At 67.2% G+C, this 16,225-nt stretch carries 20 protein-coding genes; 18 read left to right on the top strand and 2 right to left on the bottom strand.

All coding sequences use genetic code 11. The features are described 5' to 3' along the window. Nucleotides 1-59: 59 nt before the first annotated feature. The 18 genes from KYX69_RS08355 to KYX69_RS08270 all read left to right on the top strand — a co-directional run bounded on the left by KYX69_RS08355 (nucleotide 60) and on the right by KYX69_RS08270 (nucleotide 14,945). On the top strand, nucleotides 60-1,316 hold the full coding sequence (locus tag KYX69_RS08355; RefSeq protein WP_300495992.1) for a glutamate-5-semialdehyde dehydrogenase: 1,257 nt from the start codon (nucleotides 60-62) through the stop codon (nucleotides 1,314-1,316). Nucleotides 1,317-1,347: 31 nt separating this feature from the next. Beyond that, complete coding sequence (locus tag KYX69_RS08350; protein WP_300495989.1) at nucleotides 1,348-1,605, top strand: CopG family ribbon-helix-helix protein; 258 nt, start codon at nucleotides 1,348-1,350, stop codon at nucleotides 1,603-1,605. After that, nucleotides 1,602-1,889 carry a type II toxin-antitoxin system RelE/ParE family toxin gene (locus tag KYX69_RS08345; RefSeq protein ID WP_300495987.1) on the top strand — a complete coding sequence of 96 codons (288 nt, stop codon included), beginning with the start codon at nucleotides 1,602-1,604 and terminating at the stop codon, nucleotides 1,887-1,889. The genes KYX69_RS08350 and KYX69_RS08345 overlap by 4 nt, the downstream gene beginning before the upstream one ends. Beyond that, nucleotides 1,886-2,506, top strand: a complete 621-nt coding sequence (locus tag KYX69_RS08340; protein ID WP_300495985.1) for a nicotinate-nucleotide adenylyltransferase — start codon at nucleotides 1,886-1,888, stop codon at nucleotides 2,504-2,506. The genes KYX69_RS08345 and KYX69_RS08340 overlap by 4 nt, the downstream gene beginning before the upstream one ends. Nucleotides 2,507-2,588: 82 nt before the next feature. Next, on the top strand, nucleotides 2,589-2,921 hold the full coding sequence (gene rsfS, locus KYX69_RS08335) for a ribosome silencing factor (protein ID WP_300496049.1): 333 nt from the start codon (nucleotides 2,589-2,591) through the stop codon (nucleotides 2,919-2,921). Nucleotides 2,922-2,931: 10 nt separating this feature from the next. After that, nucleotides 2,932-3,354, top strand: a complete 423-nt coding sequence (locus KYX69_RS08330) for a 23S rRNA (pseudouridine(1915)-N(3))-methyltransferase RlmH (RefSeq protein ID WP_300495982.1) — start codon at nucleotides 2,932-2,934, stop codon at nucleotides 3,352-3,354. Then, on the top strand, nucleotides 3,354-4,532 hold the full coding sequence (locus KYX69_RS08325) for a peptidoglycan DD-metalloendopeptidase family protein (protein WP_300495980.1): 1,179 nt from the start codon (nucleotides 3,354-3,356) through the stop codon (nucleotides 4,530-4,532). The genes KYX69_RS08330 and KYX69_RS08325 overlap by 1 nt, the downstream gene beginning before the upstream one ends. Before the next feature lie 88 nt (nucleotides 4,533-4,620). Next, nucleotides 4,621-5,970 (top strand): S41 family peptidase, encoded by a 1,350-nt coding sequence (locus KYX69_RS08320; RefSeq protein ID WP_300495977.1) that lies wholly within the window; start codon nucleotides 4,621-4,623, stop codon nucleotides 5,968-5,970. A gap of 8 nt (nucleotides 5,971-5,978) precedes the next feature. Continuing rightward, the gene (locus tag KYX69_RS08315) at nucleotides 5,979-6,446 is read left to right on the top strand and encodes a disulfide bond formation protein B (protein WP_300495975.1); all 468 of its coding nucleotides are present in this window, start codon (nucleotides 5,979-5,981) and stop codon (nucleotides 6,444-6,446) included. A 38-nt stretch (nucleotides 6,447-6,484) separates the two neighbouring features. Continuing rightward, nucleotides 6,485-6,976, top strand: a complete 492-nt coding sequence (locus KYX69_RS08310; RefSeq protein ID WP_300496046.1) for a demethoxyubiquinone hydroxylase family protein — start codon at nucleotides 6,485-6,487, stop codon at nucleotides 6,974-6,976. Between the two features lie 22 nt (nucleotides 6,977-6,998). Next, nucleotides 6,999-7,391 (top strand): hypothetical protein, encoded by a 393-nt coding sequence (locus tag KYX69_RS08305; protein ID WP_300495972.1) that lies wholly within the window; start codon nucleotides 6,999-7,001, stop codon nucleotides 7,389-7,391. Nucleotides 7,392-7,568: 177 nt separating this feature from the next. Continuing rightward, a complete protein-coding gene (locus tag KYX69_RS08300; RefSeq protein ID WP_300495969.1) occupies nucleotides 7,569-8,984 on the top strand; it encodes a hypothetical protein in 1,416 nt (471 codons plus the stop codon). Nucleotides 8,985-9,020: 36 nt separating this feature from the next. Beyond that, nucleotides 9,021-10,268 (top strand): putative DNA modification/repair radical SAM protein, encoded by a 1,248-nt coding sequence (locus tag KYX69_RS08295; RefSeq protein WP_300495967.1) that lies wholly within the window; start codon nucleotides 9,021-9,023, stop codon nucleotides 10,266-10,268. A 31-nt stretch (nucleotides 10,269-10,299) separates the two neighbouring features. Beyond that, the gene (locus tag KYX69_RS08290; protein WP_300495965.1) at nucleotides 10,300-10,755 is read left to right on the top strand and encodes a hypothetical protein; all 456 of its coding nucleotides are present in this window, start codon (nucleotides 10,300-10,302) and stop codon (nucleotides 10,753-10,755) included. A 28-nt stretch (nucleotides 10,756-10,783) separates the two neighbouring features. Further along, a complete protein-coding gene (locus KYX69_RS08285; protein ID WP_300495962.1) occupies nucleotides 10,784-11,266 on the top strand; it encodes a hemerythrin domain-containing protein in 483 nt (160 codons plus the stop codon). 72 nt (nucleotides 11,267-11,338) lie between these two features. After that, on the top strand, nucleotides 11,339-12,538 hold the full coding sequence (locus tag KYX69_RS08280) for a parallel beta-helix domain-containing protein (protein WP_300495959.1): 1,200 nt from the start codon (nucleotides 11,339-11,341) through the stop codon (nucleotides 12,536-12,538). Continuing rightward, a complete protein-coding gene (locus KYX69_RS08275) occupies nucleotides 12,535-13,557 on the top strand; it encodes an SO2930 family diheme c-type cytochrome (RefSeq protein ID WP_300495957.1) in 1,023 nt (340 codons plus the stop codon). The genes KYX69_RS08280 and KYX69_RS08275 overlap by 4 nt, the downstream gene beginning before the upstream one ends. Nucleotides 13,558-13,565: 8 nt before the next feature. Beyond that, on the top strand, nucleotides 13,566-14,945 hold the full coding sequence (locus KYX69_RS08270; protein ID WP_300495955.1) for a UdgX family uracil-DNA binding protein: 1,380 nt from the start codon (nucleotides 13,566-13,568) through the stop codon (nucleotides 14,943-14,945). A gap of 171 nt (nucleotides 14,946-15,116) precedes the next feature. On the opposite strand, the gene KYX69_RS08265 is transcribed toward KYX69_RS08270, so the two are convergent. Together KYX69_RS08265 and KYX69_RS08260 are read right to left on the bottom strand one after the other, a co-directional pair. After that, complete coding sequence (locus tag KYX69_RS08265) at nucleotides 15,117-15,635, bottom strand: DUF177 domain-containing protein (protein WP_300495952.1); 519 nt, start codon at nucleotides 15,633-15,635, stop codon at nucleotides 15,117-15,119. Further along, complete coding sequence (locus KYX69_RS08260) at nucleotides 15,632-16,153, bottom strand: ubiquinol-cytochrome C chaperone family protein (protein WP_300495949.1); 522 nt, start codon at nucleotides 16,151-16,153, stop codon at nucleotides 15,632-15,634. Before KYX69_RS08260 ends, KYX69_RS08265 begins: the two co-directional genes overlap by 4 nt. Nucleotides 16,154-16,225 lie beyond the last annotated feature (72 nt).

Below are 16,225 nucleotides of genomic sequence, written 5' to 3'. Positions count from 1 at the left end.
CAGCTTGGAAAAGACCGCGCGATAGGGACTTTGCAGGTGCAGCATGCTAGCCCGGCAACATGGAACAGGATGCGCAGACACTGATCGCCGACATGGGCACCCGCGCCCGCACTGCCGCAACGTTGCTCGCCGGCCTGCCGACCGCTGCCAAGGCCGCCGGGCTGCGCGCCGCCGCAGCAGCGATCCGGGCAGATTCCGAGGCGATCCTGATCGCCAACAAACGCGACGTCGAGGCGGGCGCCGCGAACGGGCTGTCGGGCGCATTGCTCGATCGGCTGCGGCTTGATCCTGCGCGGCTGGAAGGCGCGGCGGCGGGGGTTGAGGCAGTGGCGGCACTGACCGATCCGGTCGGCGCGGTGATCGACGCCAGCGAACGCCCCAACGGCCTCAAGCTCAGCCGCGTGCGCGTGCCGATCGGGGTGATCGGCATCATCTATGAAAGCCGCCCCAATGTGACCGCGGATGCGGCGGCGCTCTGCGTGATGAGCGGCAATGCCGCGATCCTGCGCGGCGGCTCCGAAGCAGCGCACAGCAATCGCGCGATCCACGCCGCGTTTGCGCGCGGCCTGACCGAAGCGGGCCTGCCCGCCGATGCGGTACAGCTCGTGCCCACGACCGATCGCGCGGCGGTCGGCGCGATGCTCAAGGCGGATGGCGCGATCGACCTGATCGTCCCGCGCGGCGGCAAGAGCCTGGTCGCCCGCGTGCAGGAAGAAGCCCGCGTCCCTGTGCTCGCGCATCTCGACGGCATCTGCCACACTTACATTGACCGTGCCGCCGACCCGGCGATGGCAGTCACACTGGCGGTCAACGCCAAGATGCGCCGCACGGGCATTTGCGGCGCGACCGAGACGCTGCTGATCGACCGCGGCTTCGCGGATCCCGCGCCGATCCTGTCCGCGCTCGCAGACACCGGCTGCGAGCTGCGCGGCGATGCCGATATCCGCGCAATCGAGCCACGCGCGGTCGCAGCGAATGCGGAGGATTGGGACACCGAATATCTCGATTCGATCCTCTCGATCGCGCTGGTCGACGGGGTCGAGGGTGCGATGGCGCATATCGCCCGTCATTCCAGCCACCATACCGACGCAATCGTGACCGAGGACGCGTCAACCGCCGAACGCTTCCTCAATGGCGTCGACAGCGCAATCGTGATGTGGAACGCCTCGACCCAGTTCGCCGATGGCGGCGAGTTCGGGCTGGGCGCGGAAATCGGCATCGCGACCGGCCGCCTCCACGCCCGCGGCCCGGTCGCGCTGGAGGGACTGACGACCTATAAATGGGTGGTTCGGGGGAGCGGGCAGGCGCGTCCTTGAACCCTGCGTATTCTTTGTATACATTGCATACATGAGCAAGACCTCAGTTGTGACGGCGCGACTCGACGTGGAGACGCTATCGGAACTCGATCGGCTCGCTGAGCGGTTGGACAGATCGCGGGCATGGGTCGTTGCGAAGGCAGTGGAACGCTATGTCGCGGAAGAACAGGAATTCCACGCATTTATCCAGGCAGGGATCGATTCGGCCGATCGCGGCGAGCTGATTAGCCAGGAAGAGATGGAAGCGTGGTTTGAGGCACGCCATCGCCAAGCCGCCGCCGCAGAATGAACAAAGCTGAGTGGACGCGCGAAGCGCAGGCCGATCTGGCAGCGCTCGACGATGAGTTTTCCCAGCTGAGCCCAGACTATGCCTATCGCGTCGGCCGGGCTGCATTGGCGGCAGGTCGCTTTCTGGCAGAGTATCCGCAGGCCGGACCGATCCTCGACGGCTCGGTCCGCAAATGGCTTGTTCAGCGCACCGACTATGTGCTGCTGTATCGACCGATCGCCAACGGCGTCGAGATCTTGCGCTTGCAGCACGCCAAGCGCGACTGGCGGCCCCGCCGCTCTTGAAACGCATCGGCATCCTCGGCGGGTCGTTCAATCCCGCGCATCGCGGCCACCGCGCGATTTCGCTTCACGCCCTGCGCGCGCTGGAGCTGGACGAAGTGTGGTGGATGGTGTCGCCCGGCAATCCGCTGAAAGAGGCGAAGGGCATGGCCCCGTTCGCCGCGCGGATGGCGTCGGCACGCGCGATGGCCCGGCATGCGCCGATCCGACCAACGGCGGTCGAGAAACGGCTCAAGACCCGCTACACCGTCGACACGCTGACCAAGCTGCCACGCCTCTATCCCAAGCACCAGTTCATCTGGCTGATGGGTGGCGACAATCTGGCGCAGTTCGACCAGTGGCGCGGCTGGCGAAGGATCGCGCGACAGGTTCCGATTGCGGTGATCGCGCGTCCGGGCTATGATCGTGCTGCTCATGCGAGCCCCGCTATGAGCTGGCTGCGGCGTTTCGTGCGGCCCGCACGCCAGGCGAAGACTTGGACGAAGTGGAGTTTGCCGGCCCTGGTGCTGTTGCGCTTCCGCCCCGACCCGACTTCGGCGACCCGCCTGCGCGCCGCCGATCCCGGCTGGCACCGGAGATTTTCCCGTGGCCGCACGCCACCCACTTCCGACCCGCACTAACCCAGGAGTCCCCTTGCCCGCTTCCCCTCACCTCGATGCCACCCCGGCCACCAGCGGCACCGTCGCCCCGGATGCTGAGGCGCTGCATCGACTGGTCCTGACCTCGCTCGACGACGATCAGGCGGTCGAAACCGTCTCGATCCCGCTCGCGGGGAAGAGCAGCATCGCCGACTATATGGTCGTGGCGAGCGGTCGCTCGACCCGCCAGATCGCATCGATGGCGCAGAAGCTGGCCGAGAAGATCAAGGCCGAGCGCGGCCAGAGCCCGCGCGTCGAGGGTCTGCCGACCGCCGACTGGGTGCTGATCGACGCGGGCGATGTGATCGTCCACCTGTTCCGCCCGGAGGTCCGCACCTTCTACAATCTCGAACGCATGTGGGCATTCGGCGACAGCGCACCCGCCGGCACCGCGTGATCCTTCCGATATGCTGCTGCATATCGTCGCCCGCGGGCGGATCGGCCGCAGCCCGGAGGCCGAGCTGGTCGATCGCTATCTGAAGCGGGTGACCCTGCCCACCCGCGTCACCGAACTGCCCGACACGGGCGGCAAGATGCCGGCGATCGAACCCGGTACGCGCATCGTGATGCTCGACGAAAAGGGTGAAAACATTCCCTCGCGTGTGTTCGCCGAACGCATCCAGGCGTGGCGTGAGGACGGCGTGCGCGAAACCCGCTTCCTGATCGGTGCCGCCGATGGCTTCGACGACGATGCCCGCGCGCAGGCCGATCTGCTGATCTCCTATGGCCGCGCGACCTGGCCGCACATGCTGGCGCGCGCGATGCTCGCTGAACAGCTCTGGCGCGCGACCAGCATCCTCGCCAACCACCCTTATCATCGCGAGGGATGATGCGCCGCATCGCCCTGATCGCGGCCATCACCGCCACCGCATCGGTGGGCGTCGCCGCGCTGCCCGCGCAGACGCCCTCGCTGCCCGAGCAACGCGCCCAGCTCGACGCTGCGAGCAAAGCGGCGAAGGATGCCGAAGCCCGCGCGCAACGGCTGCAACGCGCCGCCGCCGCCGAACGCGACGAAGCCCGCCGCGCCCGCGCGCGCGAGGCCGCAATCGCCGCAAGCATTCAGGCGGCGGAAGCAGAGATCGTCGCCGCGCGCGCGCGCATCGCGGTGGTCGACCGGATGCTGGGACAGCAGCGCACCCGGCTGGTCGAGCAGCAAGGGCCGATCACTCGATTGATGGCGGCGCTGCAATCGCTCGCCCGCCGCCCCGCCGTGCTGGGATTGGTTCAACCCGGATCGACCGCCGATATCGTCCATGTCCGCGCGGTGCTGGGCGCCGTCACCCCCGAAATGCGCGCGCGCACTGCGGACATCCGCGCGGAGATCGCGCGCACCCGCCAGCTCCGCGATGGCGCGCAGCTTGCGGCGAAAACCCTCGCCGATGGCCGCGCCCGGCTCCAGAACGACCGGCTCGCTCTGGTCCGGGCCGAGGGCGAGCACCGCCTCAAATCGGTCGGTTACCGGCGCGAGGCGATGTTCGAATCCGACCGCGCACTGGCGCTGGGCGAGCAAGCGCGCGACCTGGTCGATCAGATGGACGTGATGGGCGAGGCCGCCGAGACCCGGGCCGCACTCGCCGCGCTCCCCGGCCCGCTCCCCCGCCCCGCCGATGGCGAAGCACCGGTGGCTGCGGCGCGCTCGGGCCCACCGCCCTATCGCCTGCCCGTCGCCGGCATGGTCGTCACCGGCCTTGGCGAACTATCCGACACCGGCGTGCGCGCGCGCGGCCTGACCCTTGCCACCGCACCGGGGGCAGAGATCGTCGCGCCCACCGCCGGTCGGGTGATCTATGCCGGACGCTTCCGCCGCTATGGCAATATCGTGATCGTCGATCATGGCAGCGGCTGGACCTCGCTGATCGCCGGCCTCGACGCGGTGCTGGTCAAGGTTGGCGACACGTTGAACCAGGGCACCCCGCTCGGCCGCGCGCCTCAGGACAACGCTCCGCGCATCACCGTCGAACTGCGCCGCCAGGGTCGCCCGGTCGATCTGGCCCAGCTGCTGGATTGACGCCGCGTGCCGGACACGCGCTTGCCGCTTTGCGGCCACGCGGTTCCGGTCTATCTTGTCGCCAAGACCCGCTCAGAGAGTAACGCGTATGATCCGTCCCCTCCTCCAGGTTTCCGCCGCCGTCGGCGCGCTGGCGCTGATCCCCGTGACCACCGGCGCGATGGCGAGCGTCGATACGTCGAGTTATCGTGAGCTTGACGCGTTCATGGACGTCTACACGCGCGTAAAGGCTGCCTATGTCGAAAAGGTCGACGACAAGACGCTGATCAAGGGCGCGATCGACGGCATGCTCGCCAGCCTCGATCCGCACAGCTCCTATGTCGACGCGCTCGCCTTCGACAATCTGCGCCTCGCCACCGACGGCAATTATGGCGGCCTCGGCCTGTCGGTCACGCAGGAGGACGGAGCGGTCAAGGTCATCACCCCGACCGAAGATACCCCGGCGTGGAAGGCCGGGATCAAGGCCGGCGATTACATCACCCATCTCGACGGCAAGCTGATCTATGGCGGCACGCTGGACGAAGCGATCACCCAGATGCGCGGGCAACCGGGCACCAAGATCACGCTGCGGATCGTCCGTCCCGGTCGCGACAAGCCGTTCGACGTCACCCTGACCCGCGAAACCATCGTGCAAAAGGCGGTGAAGTGGGAGGTACAGGATGGCATCGGCATCCTCAACATCAACACCTTCAGTGCGACCACCGCTGCCGACATGCGCGCCGGCATCGCGGAGATCGAAAAGCAGCTGGGCGGCAAGCCCAAGGGCTATGTCATCGACCTGCGCGGCAATGGCGGCGGCCTGCTCAACCAGGCGATCGAGGTCAGCGACGCGTTCCTGACGCATGGCGAGATCGTGTCACAGCGCGGGCGGGAGAAAAGCGATATCGAGCGCTGGTACGCCGAATCCGCGATCCGCGGAGACCTGACGCGCGGCGTGCCTTTGGTCGTGCTGGTCGATGCCGGCACCGCATCGGCATCCGAAATCGTCGCAGGCGCACTGCAGGATCACCATCGCGCGCTGGTGCTGGGTGAAAAGACCTTCGGCAAGGGATCGGTGCAGTCGCTGCTCCAGCTCGGCCCGCGCACCGCGCTGCGCCTGACCACCGCGCGCTACTACACCCCCTCGGGCCGCTCGGTGCAGGAAGGCGGGATCGAGCCTGATCTGGCGGTGCCGCAGATTTCCGACCCCGATTACAAGACCCGCCCGGTGTTCCGGGAGGCGGACCTGCGCCGCCACCTGATCAACGAGACCAAGGTCGATAACGCGGTGCTGGAAGAAGATACCAAGACCGATCCGCGCTTCGCCGCCACGCCGGAGGAGCTGGAGAAGAAGGGGATCAAGGACTTCCAGCTCCATTACGCGCTGCAAACCATCGCCCGCACCGCCGCGCCTGCGCGCGTCGCCGGGGGTGGCGCGGCGAAGGCCGGCAAGCGCTGAGATCCGCGATGACCCCCAGCCGCACCGCTCAGGCACTCGCCCTGCTCATCCCGCTCGCGCTGATCGGCGGCGCGTTGACCAGCCAATATGGCTTTGGCCTGTTCCCGTGTGAAATGTGCATGTGGCAGCGCTGGCCGCATTACACCGCGATCGTGCTGGCGGTGCTGTCGTTCGTCGTCGCCCCCGCGCGCACGCCACTGGTGTGGTTGGCGACGCTCGCCATCGCGGTCAGCGGCGCGATCGGCGCGTTCCATGCCGGGGTCGAATATGGCTGGTGGGAAGGGATCACCCAGTGCGCCACGCATTTCGGCGGAGAGGGCAGCGCGCTCGACCGGATCATGAACGCGCCGGTGGTACGCTGCGACGTTGCACCCTGGGATCTTTTCGGAGTGTCACTGGCTGGATGGAATGCGATCTTTTCGCTCGGTGGCGCGTTGGTGATCGCGATTCTCTTGCTGAAGGGCAAAGCCAAGTGAAGTGGAAACCCGGAGACCCCCGCCGCGACATCGATTCGATGATTCGCGTCGATCAGGCCGGTGAATATGGCGCGACCCGCATCTATGCCGGGCAGCTCGCGGTGATGGGCGACCGCCACGACATGGCGCGCGCGATTTCGGGCATGGCCAATCAGGAAGAGCGGCACCGCGCCTTTTTCGACGCGCTGATCGCGCGCCGTGGCGTCCGCCCGACCGCGCTGCAGCCGATGTGGAATGTCGCGGGCTTCGCAATGGGTGCGGCGACCGCAGCGATCGGTCCGGCGGCGGCGATGGCCTGCACGGTCGCGGTCGAAACCGAAATCGACCTTCACTATCAGGAACAGCTCGACGCGCTGGGTGAGGACGATCCTGAACTCGCCGCCGCGGTCGCCGAATTCCGCGCCGAGGAATTGGAACACAAGGACAGCGCGCTCGCAGCGGGCGCGGAAACTGCGCCTGCCTATCCGCTGCTCGCTGGCGCGATCCGCCTGGCCTGCAAGACCGCAATCGCGGTGTCGAAGCGGCTATAAGCGCCGCCAAGGAGTCGATGACATGAAGACGATCCTGCTGACCCTCGCCACCGCCGCATCGGCGCTGGTCCTGCCCGCGCTTCCGGCGAGCGCGCAGAACGGCGTGCTGATCCTCTATGGCGAGGAAGAGAAGTGCCCGACCAACGCGGATGGCGAAGAGATCGTGATCTGCGTCCGCCGCCCCGCCGGTGAGCGCTTTCGCATCCCCAGCGAACTGCGCGACACCGAAGTCTCGCCGCAGCGCGAGAGCTGGGCGGTGCGCCAACGTTCGGCACTGACCGCAGGGGACACCGGCATCGGCAGCTGCAGCGCCGTCGGCCCCGGCGGCGGCATCGGCTGTGGCACCCGCGAGATTCAGGCGGGCAAGGCTGAGGCGGATGCGCGCAAGCGGGCGGAGAAGGTTCTGCCGGACTAAAGTTAAGCGCCTAACCTAAACCCCGTTGGCCCTGATGATCAGGTCGCTAAAGCCCCCTGCTTTGGCTGAAACGTCCGGAGGACGTTTCACCTGATCATTGTCGAAGGGCGACCCCAACACTCCGAGAGTGCAGGCACCGTGCTTCGACAAGCTCAGCACAAACGGGGTTGGTTGAGAGTGCCTCAGAGCTGGCACGTCCCCGCCCTGCTCTTCGCGCTCGTCTGGCTGTCCTGCATCTGGTTCGGCTCCTGGGCGTTCAACCCCAACAGCGCCACGCGCATCCTCGCCGCGACCGCGATCGTTGAGACCGGCAGTGCGCGCATCGACCCCTATGGCGCGATGACGATCGACAAGGCGCAGTTCGACGGCCATCTCTATATGGACAAGGCGCCGGGCATGACGCTGATGGCGCTGCCCTTCGTCGCCGCGACCAACTGGGTGACGCAGCAGACCAGCGCCGACGTTCCCCACCAGCTGTTCGACCCCGATGCCGAGGCGTTCCTGAGCCTGCGCATGCGCGCAGCCGTTGCCGGGATCGGCGCGGTGCTGACCGCGCTTGCGGCAGTCGCGCTGCTCGACCTTGGCAACGGCATCGGCGGCAGCCGCGCGGCGGGGCTGTTCACCGCGGTCAGCTTTGCGCTCGGCACTACGGTCTGGGGCTGGACGACAACCTGGTTCGGCCATGCCGCTGCGACCTCCCTCATCGCCATCGCGCTCTGGGCGGTGTGGCGTGGCACACAGCAACCCGCGTGCCGACGCTATCCGCTGACCGCAGGCCTCGCACTTGGCTGGGCCGTAGTGGTCGAGCACGGCGCAGTGCTGCTCGGCGCGCCCGTTGCGCTCTGGGCGCTGTGGTCAATCCGCCATTGGGATCGTCCGGCGCAATTGCGGACGCTCGGCCTCGCCATCGCGGGCGGGCTGATCGCCGCGCTTCCCCTGCTCGCCTACAACCTCGCAACTTTCGGCAACGCCTTCACCACCGGCTATTCGGGCGTGGTGGGATTTGAGGGGATGAAGCAGGGTCTGTTCGGCCTCACCTATCCCAAGCTCGACATCCTCACCGAAATCCTGTTTGGCAAGCGGCGCGGGATCATTTGGGTCGCGCCGATCCTTGCCCTCGCCCCGTTCGGCATCTGGACCCTGCTGCGCGATCCCGCCCGGCGCGACCTCGGCGTGCTGGCGGCGGGGGGCGCGCTTGCCTGCTTTCTCTACCATGCGGCGTACGTCTATTGGGACGGAGGCAACGCCACCGGCCCGCGCCACGCGCTCCCGGCCATCGCCTATCTCGCTATCGGCCTCGCCGCTTATTGGGGCAGCGCCAGCCGGATCGAGCGCGCGCTCGGCCTCACCTTCCTCGCCGCCAGCATCGCGCTCAACCTGATCATCGCGGCAGTCGACATCCAGGCCCCGCATCACTTCGCCGCGCCGCTGAGCAACCATATCCTGCCCGGCTTCCTCGCACTCAACCTGCGCACGCTTCCCAGCGAGTTCTGGGGCTGGTCGCCGGGCGCAGGCCTCACCCTCTACCTCATCCTCGCAGGGACCCTCGCCGCCCTGCTAGCGCTCGCCTGCCGCAGCCGCGCGCCGGACTGACTGGACAGCCAAGCCGCTGGAACGTATGAAGAACATATGGCCCAGCTCGACTTGCGCGAAAAGCTCGAAATCCTCGCCGACGCCGCGAAATATGACGCATCCTGCGCGTCATCCGGCACGTCGAAACGCAAGTCATCGGGCGGCAAGGGACTGGGCTCGACCGAGGGGATGGGCATCTGTCACGCCTACGCTCCCGACGGCCGCTGCATCAGCCTGCTCAAGATCCTGCTGACCAACAGCTGCATCTTCGACTGCCATTATTGCATCAACCGCAAAAGCTCGAACGTCCGCCGCGCGCGCTTCACCGCGCAGGAGGTCGTCCGCCTCACGCTCGATTTCTACCGCCGCAATTATATCGAGGGGCTGTTCCTCTCCTCCGGCATCATCCGCTCGCCCGACTACACGATGGAGCAGATTGTCGAAGTCGCGCGCAGCCTGCGCGAGGATCACGATTTTCGCGGGTATATCCATTTGAAGACGATCCCCGACGCCGATCCGGGGCTGATCCATCAGGCCGGGCTGCACGCGGATCGCTTGTCTATCAATGTCGAGCTGCCCACCGTCGCCGGCCTCACACGCCTTGCCCCCGAAAAATCCGCCCCCCGGATCGAGGGAGCGATGCGCGACCTGAAGCGCGATATCGAGGACACGGGCGACGCGCGAAAACGCTACCGCTCCGCCCCCAAATTCGCCCCCGCCGGTCAGTCGACGCAGATGATCGTTGGCGCCGACGCCGCCACCGACCGCGACATCGTCGGGCGCGCGGCGGGCCTGTACGGCCGCTTCGGCCTGCGCCGCGTCTATTATTCGGCGTTCAGCCCGATCCCGGATGCGAGCGCGGTCTTGCCCCTCCAGCGCCCGCCATTGATGCGCGAACACCGCCTCTACCAGTCCGACTGGCTGATGCGCTTCTACGACTATCGTCCGGACGAGGTCGCCGACGCCGCCGATGCTGCGACCGGCATGATGCCGCTCGACATCGACCCCAAGCTCGCCTGGGCATTAAAGCACCGCGCCAGCTTCCCGGTCGACGTCAACACCGCCCCGCGCCAGGCACTGCTGCGCGTCCCCGGCCTTGGCGTAAAGGCCGTCGATCGCATCCTCATCTCGCGCCGCTGGCGGCGGCTGACGTTGGCCGATGTTGCGCGGCTGACCGTGTCGGTGAAAAAATTGAAGCCGTTCCTGATCACCAGCGACTGGCGCCCGACCCTGCTCGCCGACCGCGCCGACTTGCGCCCGCTCGTCGCGCCGTCGGCCAAGCAGATGGAGCTGTTCGCGGCTTGAGAGTTTGGTGCACGAGAGATAGCGTCCCGGGATGAACTTCATGCTCGGCGCGCTCGCCCTCCTCTCGTCAATACTGTCCCCATCTCAGGAACGACCCGGCTATGCCGCAGGACAGGTCTGGGAATATGCTGGACGACCGGAGGATGCGGGGTCGCTGATCAAGATCCATCAGGTTGAGGCATCGCCGACCGGGCCGATCTACCACATTGGCATGACCGGCATCCGCGTAACGCGGGATCGGCCCCCAACCGATGTGCATCACCTTCCGGTATCGCGGGAAACGCTTGATGCCAGCGTGACACGGCTGGCATCGCCACAAGCCGCAGCGCGCCCCTTCACCGACCCAAGTGAGGGCATTGCAATCTGGCGCGAGAATGAAGGGGGTGTGTTCACCATCCCACTGGTTGAGATTGCCGAAATCCTCGTCAGCCAAATGACTGACCGCCCCAGTGAGAATGAGTCGCGGGTGAAACAACCGGGGGCATAAGCGGTTGAGCGCGCAAAGGAGACTTTGCATGGCCGACGAACGCATTTTCGAGGATCTGATCCAGGATCATAACCGCCAGCGCGACCTGCTCGACCGCATCGCCGAGACCAGCGGCGACAGCGAGGAGCGGCGCACCTTGTTCGAGGAGCTGCGCAAGGAACTGCAGGCGCACGCCGCGGCGGAAGAGGAATCGCTTTATGCGACGATGCTCGCCAACCCCGATCTGCGCGACGAAGCGCGCCATTCGGTGTCGGAACATAAGGAAGTCGACGACATGCTCGGCGAACTGGTCGAGATGGAGATGTCGTCCAGCGGCTGGCTGACCAAATTCAAGTCGATGCGCGACCGCTACCTCCACCATATCGACGAGGAGGAGGAAGAGATGTTCCCGGCCGCGTCGAAGGACCTGGACGACGCGACCAAGGCCAAGCTCGCCGCGATCTTCGAGAAGCGCAAGCCCAAGGAGCTCGAACGCGCCGAGGAGGAAATGCCCGGTGACGCGCGCGAGTAACTGACACGCATGTAAACGACTGGACGCGCGGTGCGGACTGCGTAAGCTGCTCCTCAAAACGAGGAGAGGCCCATGATCCGCACCGCCGTCGCGGCCGCCACATTGCTCGCCTGTGCGCCCGCCGCCCACGCCGACACCCTCACCGTCCCCGCCGGCCCCGACGCGCAGGAGCGGCTGCAGCAAGCGCTGCTCGACGCTAGGCCCGGCGACACCGTCGAAATCAGCGCAGGCCGGTTCGACCTGACCGACGGCCTCAGCCTCGATATCGACAGAGTCACCGTACGCGGCGCCGGCCCCGACAAGACCGTGCTCAGCTTCAAGGGCCAGCTCGGCGCGGGCGAAGGGTTGCTCGTCACCTCCGACGATGTTGTCCTGCGCGGCTTCGCGGTCGAGGACAGCAAGGGCGATGGCATCAAGTCCAAGGGCGCCGACCGCATCGTCTACAAGGACATCCGCGTCGAATGGACCGGCGGGCCGAAGGAGAGCAACGGCGCATATGGCGTCTATCCCGTCTCCAGCAGCATGATCCTGATCGACGGCGTCACGGTGAAGGGCGCGTCCGACGCCGGCATCTATGTCGGCCAGTCCGAACAGATCATCGTCCGCAACAGCTTCGTCTCGCACAATGTCGCCGGGATCGAGATCGAGAACAGCAACCACGCTGACGTCTTCGGTAACACCGCGACGAGGAACACGGGCGGCATCCTCGTCTTCGACCTGCCCAACCTGCCCCGCATGGGCGGCGGCGGAGTGCGCGTCTATGGCAACAAGGTGTTCCTCAACGACACCCCGAACTTCGCGCCAAAGGGCAATATCGTCGCCACCGTGCCCAAGGGGACCGGAGTGCTGGTGATGGCCAATGACGGCGTCCATGTCTTCGACAACGACCTGACCGACCATGCCACCGCCAACGTCATCATCATGTCCTACCGCCAGAGCTATGAGGACAAGGGCTACAACCCCTATCCGCGCCACGTCGTGGTGTCGGGCAATCGCCACGGCCGCGCCGGGTTCGAGCCGGGGGTTGAGGGCGGCGGCTTCCTCGTCGCGGCATTCGGCGGGGCTGCCCCGCCCGTGTGGTGGGATGGCACCGGAGGCGCCACCGAGCTCGGGCTGCACGTCGCCGATCCGGTGCCGGTGCTGACGCTGGGCCTCGCGCTCGCCGCGCCGACCAGCTCGGCCAAGCCGGGCAAGGCGGAACTCAACGCCCCCGCCGCCCCGCGCCCCGCCGCAGTGGTGCTACCCGCAGCGATGGAGGCTGCGGCCAAGTGACCCGTGCGGGACTCGCCCTGCTGGCACTGTGCGCAGCGGCGTTCGGCGTCGCTGCGGCAAGGCAGCCTGCGCGGGTCAACGATGACGCGATCACCGCCGATGGCTACCCGACGAAGCTCTCCGACTATGGCTTCTTCGCCGACCTGACCCGGCGCACTCCGGCAGCGCGGGTGGTCGGCTACGACCTCGAAACCCCGCTCTTCTCAGATTACACGATCAAGCAACGCTTCATCTACGTCCCCGAGGGCCAACAGGTGAAGTACGATGCGAAGGCCGCATTCGACTTCCCGACCGGCTCGGCGCTGATCAAGACCTTCGGTTATGGCACCGGCGCGGCGTTCAAGCCGATCGAAACCCGCCTGCTGCTGCGCCGCGCATCGGGCTGGGTCGCGATCCCCTATGTGTGGAACGCAGACGGCACCGACGCGGTGGTCAAGCGCGCCGGTACCCGCTTGCCGGTCAGCTTTACCGACCCATCCGGCCGCGCGCGCCAGATCAGCTACGCCGTCCCCAACGCGAACCAGTGCAAGGATTGCCACGCGCTGTCTGGCCAGATCACCCCGATCGGCCCCAAGGCGCGCTACCTGAACCACGCCGGCCAGCTTCAGACGCTGGTCAAAGCCGGCCTGCTCGACCGCGCCCCCGCCAACGCACCGCGCGTCGCGCGCTGGGACGACGCCAAGGCCCCGCTCGACGCCCGCGCGCGCGCCTATCTGGAGATCAACTGTGCGCACTGCCACAATCCCGCGGGCGCCGCGTCCAATTCCGGCCTGTTCCTCGAACTCGACCGCACCGACCCGGTCGCACTCGGCATCGGGAAGCGCCCGGTCGCGGCAGGGCGTGGCAGCGGCGGGCGCGATTTCGCGATCGCACCGGGAAACCCCGAAGGCTCGATCCTGATCTACCGCCTGCGCAGCACCGACCCCGGCATCGCCATGCCCGAGCTCGGCCGCGCCACCGCGCATGACGAAGGCATTGCGCTGCTCAGCGAATGGATCGAATCGCTACCCGCGCGTTAAGGGGACCGATGCGTGTCGTAGCCTTAACTTCAGAGGATGATTTCGAAGGCTGGCGCGACGCCGCCCGCTCGCTCGCCGCCGCCCGCATCGATCCGTCGGAGGTCGTCTGGCAAGTTGGTGACCAGCCCGGCGATCTTTTCGGCGACGAGGCCGTCCTCCCCTCAGCCGCACCGGAACTGCGCGTCTCGCGCCGCTTCGTCGGCCTCGCGCAGGAGGCGATCCTGCACAGCGACCCCGAACGCTTCGCCCTGCTCTATACGCTGCTCACCCGCGTGATCGCGCGACCGGGCAGCATCGAGGACAAGGCCGATCCGCTACTCCGCCGCCTCGACGACATGGCGAAATCGGTGCGCCGCGACATCCACAAGATGCGCGCCTTCCTGCGCTTCCGCGAAGTCGCCGACGACACCGCCCCCCGCTTCATCGCCTGGTTCGAGCCGGATCATCACATCGTCCGCGCCAACGCGCGCTTCTTCGTCGACCGCTTCCACACGATGCGTTGGTCGATCCTGACGCCCGAAGTCTCGCTCCACTGGGACGGCGAAACCCTCACCGAAGGTCCCGGCGCGAGCAAGGCCGATGCGCCGCAGGACGATCCGGTCGAGGCGGTGTGGAAGACCTATTATGCGTCGATCTTCAACCCCGCCCGGCTCAAGACCGGCGCGATGCTCAAGGAAATGCCGCGCAAATACTGGAAAAACATGCCCGAAACCGCGTTGGTGGGAGAGCTGATCAAGGGCGCTCGCGCCCGCGAGCTGGCGATGGTGGAGACCGCGCGGATGACCGGCCCGGGCGACAATGCGACCAAGGCATGGGCAGCGCTGCGTGACGAGGCGATGACCTGCACCCGCTGCCACCTCCACAAGCATGCGACGCAGACGGTGTTCGGCGAAGGACCGGTCGACGCCCCGCTGATGCTGATCGGCGAACAGCCCGGCGATCAGGAGGACCTTGCCAGCCGCCCGTTCGTCGGCCCGGCCGGGCAGTTGCTCGACGATGCGCTGGCACAGGCCGGGATCGACCGCTCCGCCGCCTATCTCACCAACGCCGTCAAGCATTTCAAATTCGAGCCGCGAGGGAAACGCCGCATCCATTCGACCCCAGATGCAGGCGAGATCAGCGCCTGTCGCTGGTGGGTCGAACAGGAATTGCTGATCGTCCGGCCCAAGGTAGTCATCGCCCTCGGCGCCACCGCCGCGCGCTCCCTGTTGGGCAGAGCCGTCACCATCTCCCGAGAACGCGGCCGCGCGATCCCGCTCGACTCGGGCGCTGAGGCGTGGATCACGGTCCATCCCAGCTATCTGCTGCGCCTCCCGGACCCGGAAGCCAAGGCCGCGCAACACGCCGCCTTCATCGCCGACCTGCGCACCGCAGCGGCGCGGCTTTAGGAAATTCCACTCCCCTCCCTGAAAGGGAGGGGTCGGGGGTGGGTGCGCGCGTCTGCGCGCTCCAAAGGACGGGTCGCGCCACTCACAGCGACAATCGCGGCATCGAGCCGCGCTCGCCGCCAAACCCACCCCTAGCCCCTCCCTTTCAGGGAGGGGGATGACAAGCTCCGACTAATCCAGCTGCTTCTTCAGCTTCGCCAGCGCCGCGAAGGGCCCGGTCTCGTCCTCGCCCAGCACGCCCGCGTCGCGCAGCGCAGCTTCCGCCCCCGCGCTGCGCGGAAATGGGTCGAGCGCCAGCGCCAGCGTTTCCGCCGCCGCCTCGCCCAGATCGATTGCCCCGCCGGTGTAGAAGACCGTGTCGCACTCCTCGTCCGACAGCTCGATCTCATCCCCCTCGACCGTCCCTTCGGGCAGGAAGCGGATCGCAAATGCCTCATCCACCTGCGCCGGGACCGGATCGCCAGTCACGCTGCACGCCTGCACCACCGCGCCGTTCAGATTTCCGCGCGCCAGCACGCCGGTCGCGTCGCGATGCACCGTCATCACTGCGTCGAGCCGGTCGATCGCGATCAGCCCGAACCGCTTCGCCAGTGCCGCGCGCTCGGCCGCATCGGCGGAAATCTCGACGCGATGCTCGCCCCTGCCGATGGCATCCAGCCGCTGCGGGCGCGAAAATTCCGGCGCGATCATGCCAGCCGCCCCGCCAGCAGCGCCTCATGCGAAACGCCCGCCAGCCCGTCGTACAGCGCACGCAATCCCTCCGCTGCATGCGCCAGCGCCGCATCCCCGGGATGCTCGCCGCGATACAGGTTGCGCAACAGCGCGTCGGCAAACGCCCCAGGCGCGGCTCCCTCGGCCAGCGCATCGCGATACGCGCCGATCCGCCCGCCGAGCAGCGCCATCATCTTGCCGATCCCCTTGCCGACCACGACGTCGCCGATCCCGATCTGGCGCAGCTGCCCGTCCATGTCGTCGACGAAGCATTCGGTCAGCCGCGCGGTCGTCTCGGCCGCCTCTGCATCATGTTCGATCCGCAGCATCACCATGGCGAGCACGCTGGCGATCATGTCGAACCGGCCATTGACCGTATCGGGCACCGCGCCCGTCTCATACCAATGCGGTTCGCGCCCGCGCGCCACCACCGCCTGATACAGCGCAGCCGCCGGGTTCTCCGCCTTGCGCCCGGTCAGCCTGTCCCACAATCGCATCGTTGCACTCCAATGTCTCTCGGCGCTTGTTTGCCGGAGCCGCCCCGCATATTGAGGGGAACGGCGCGCGAT

Source organism: Sphingomonas sp., from assembly GCF_030145815.1.
Lineage (GTDB): Bacteria > Pseudomonadota > Alphaproteobacteria > Sphingomonadales > Sphingomonadaceae > Sphingomonas.
The sequence above is the reverse complement of the archived record's forward strand: the minus strand, read 5'-3'. Positions and strand labels throughout refer to the sequence as shown.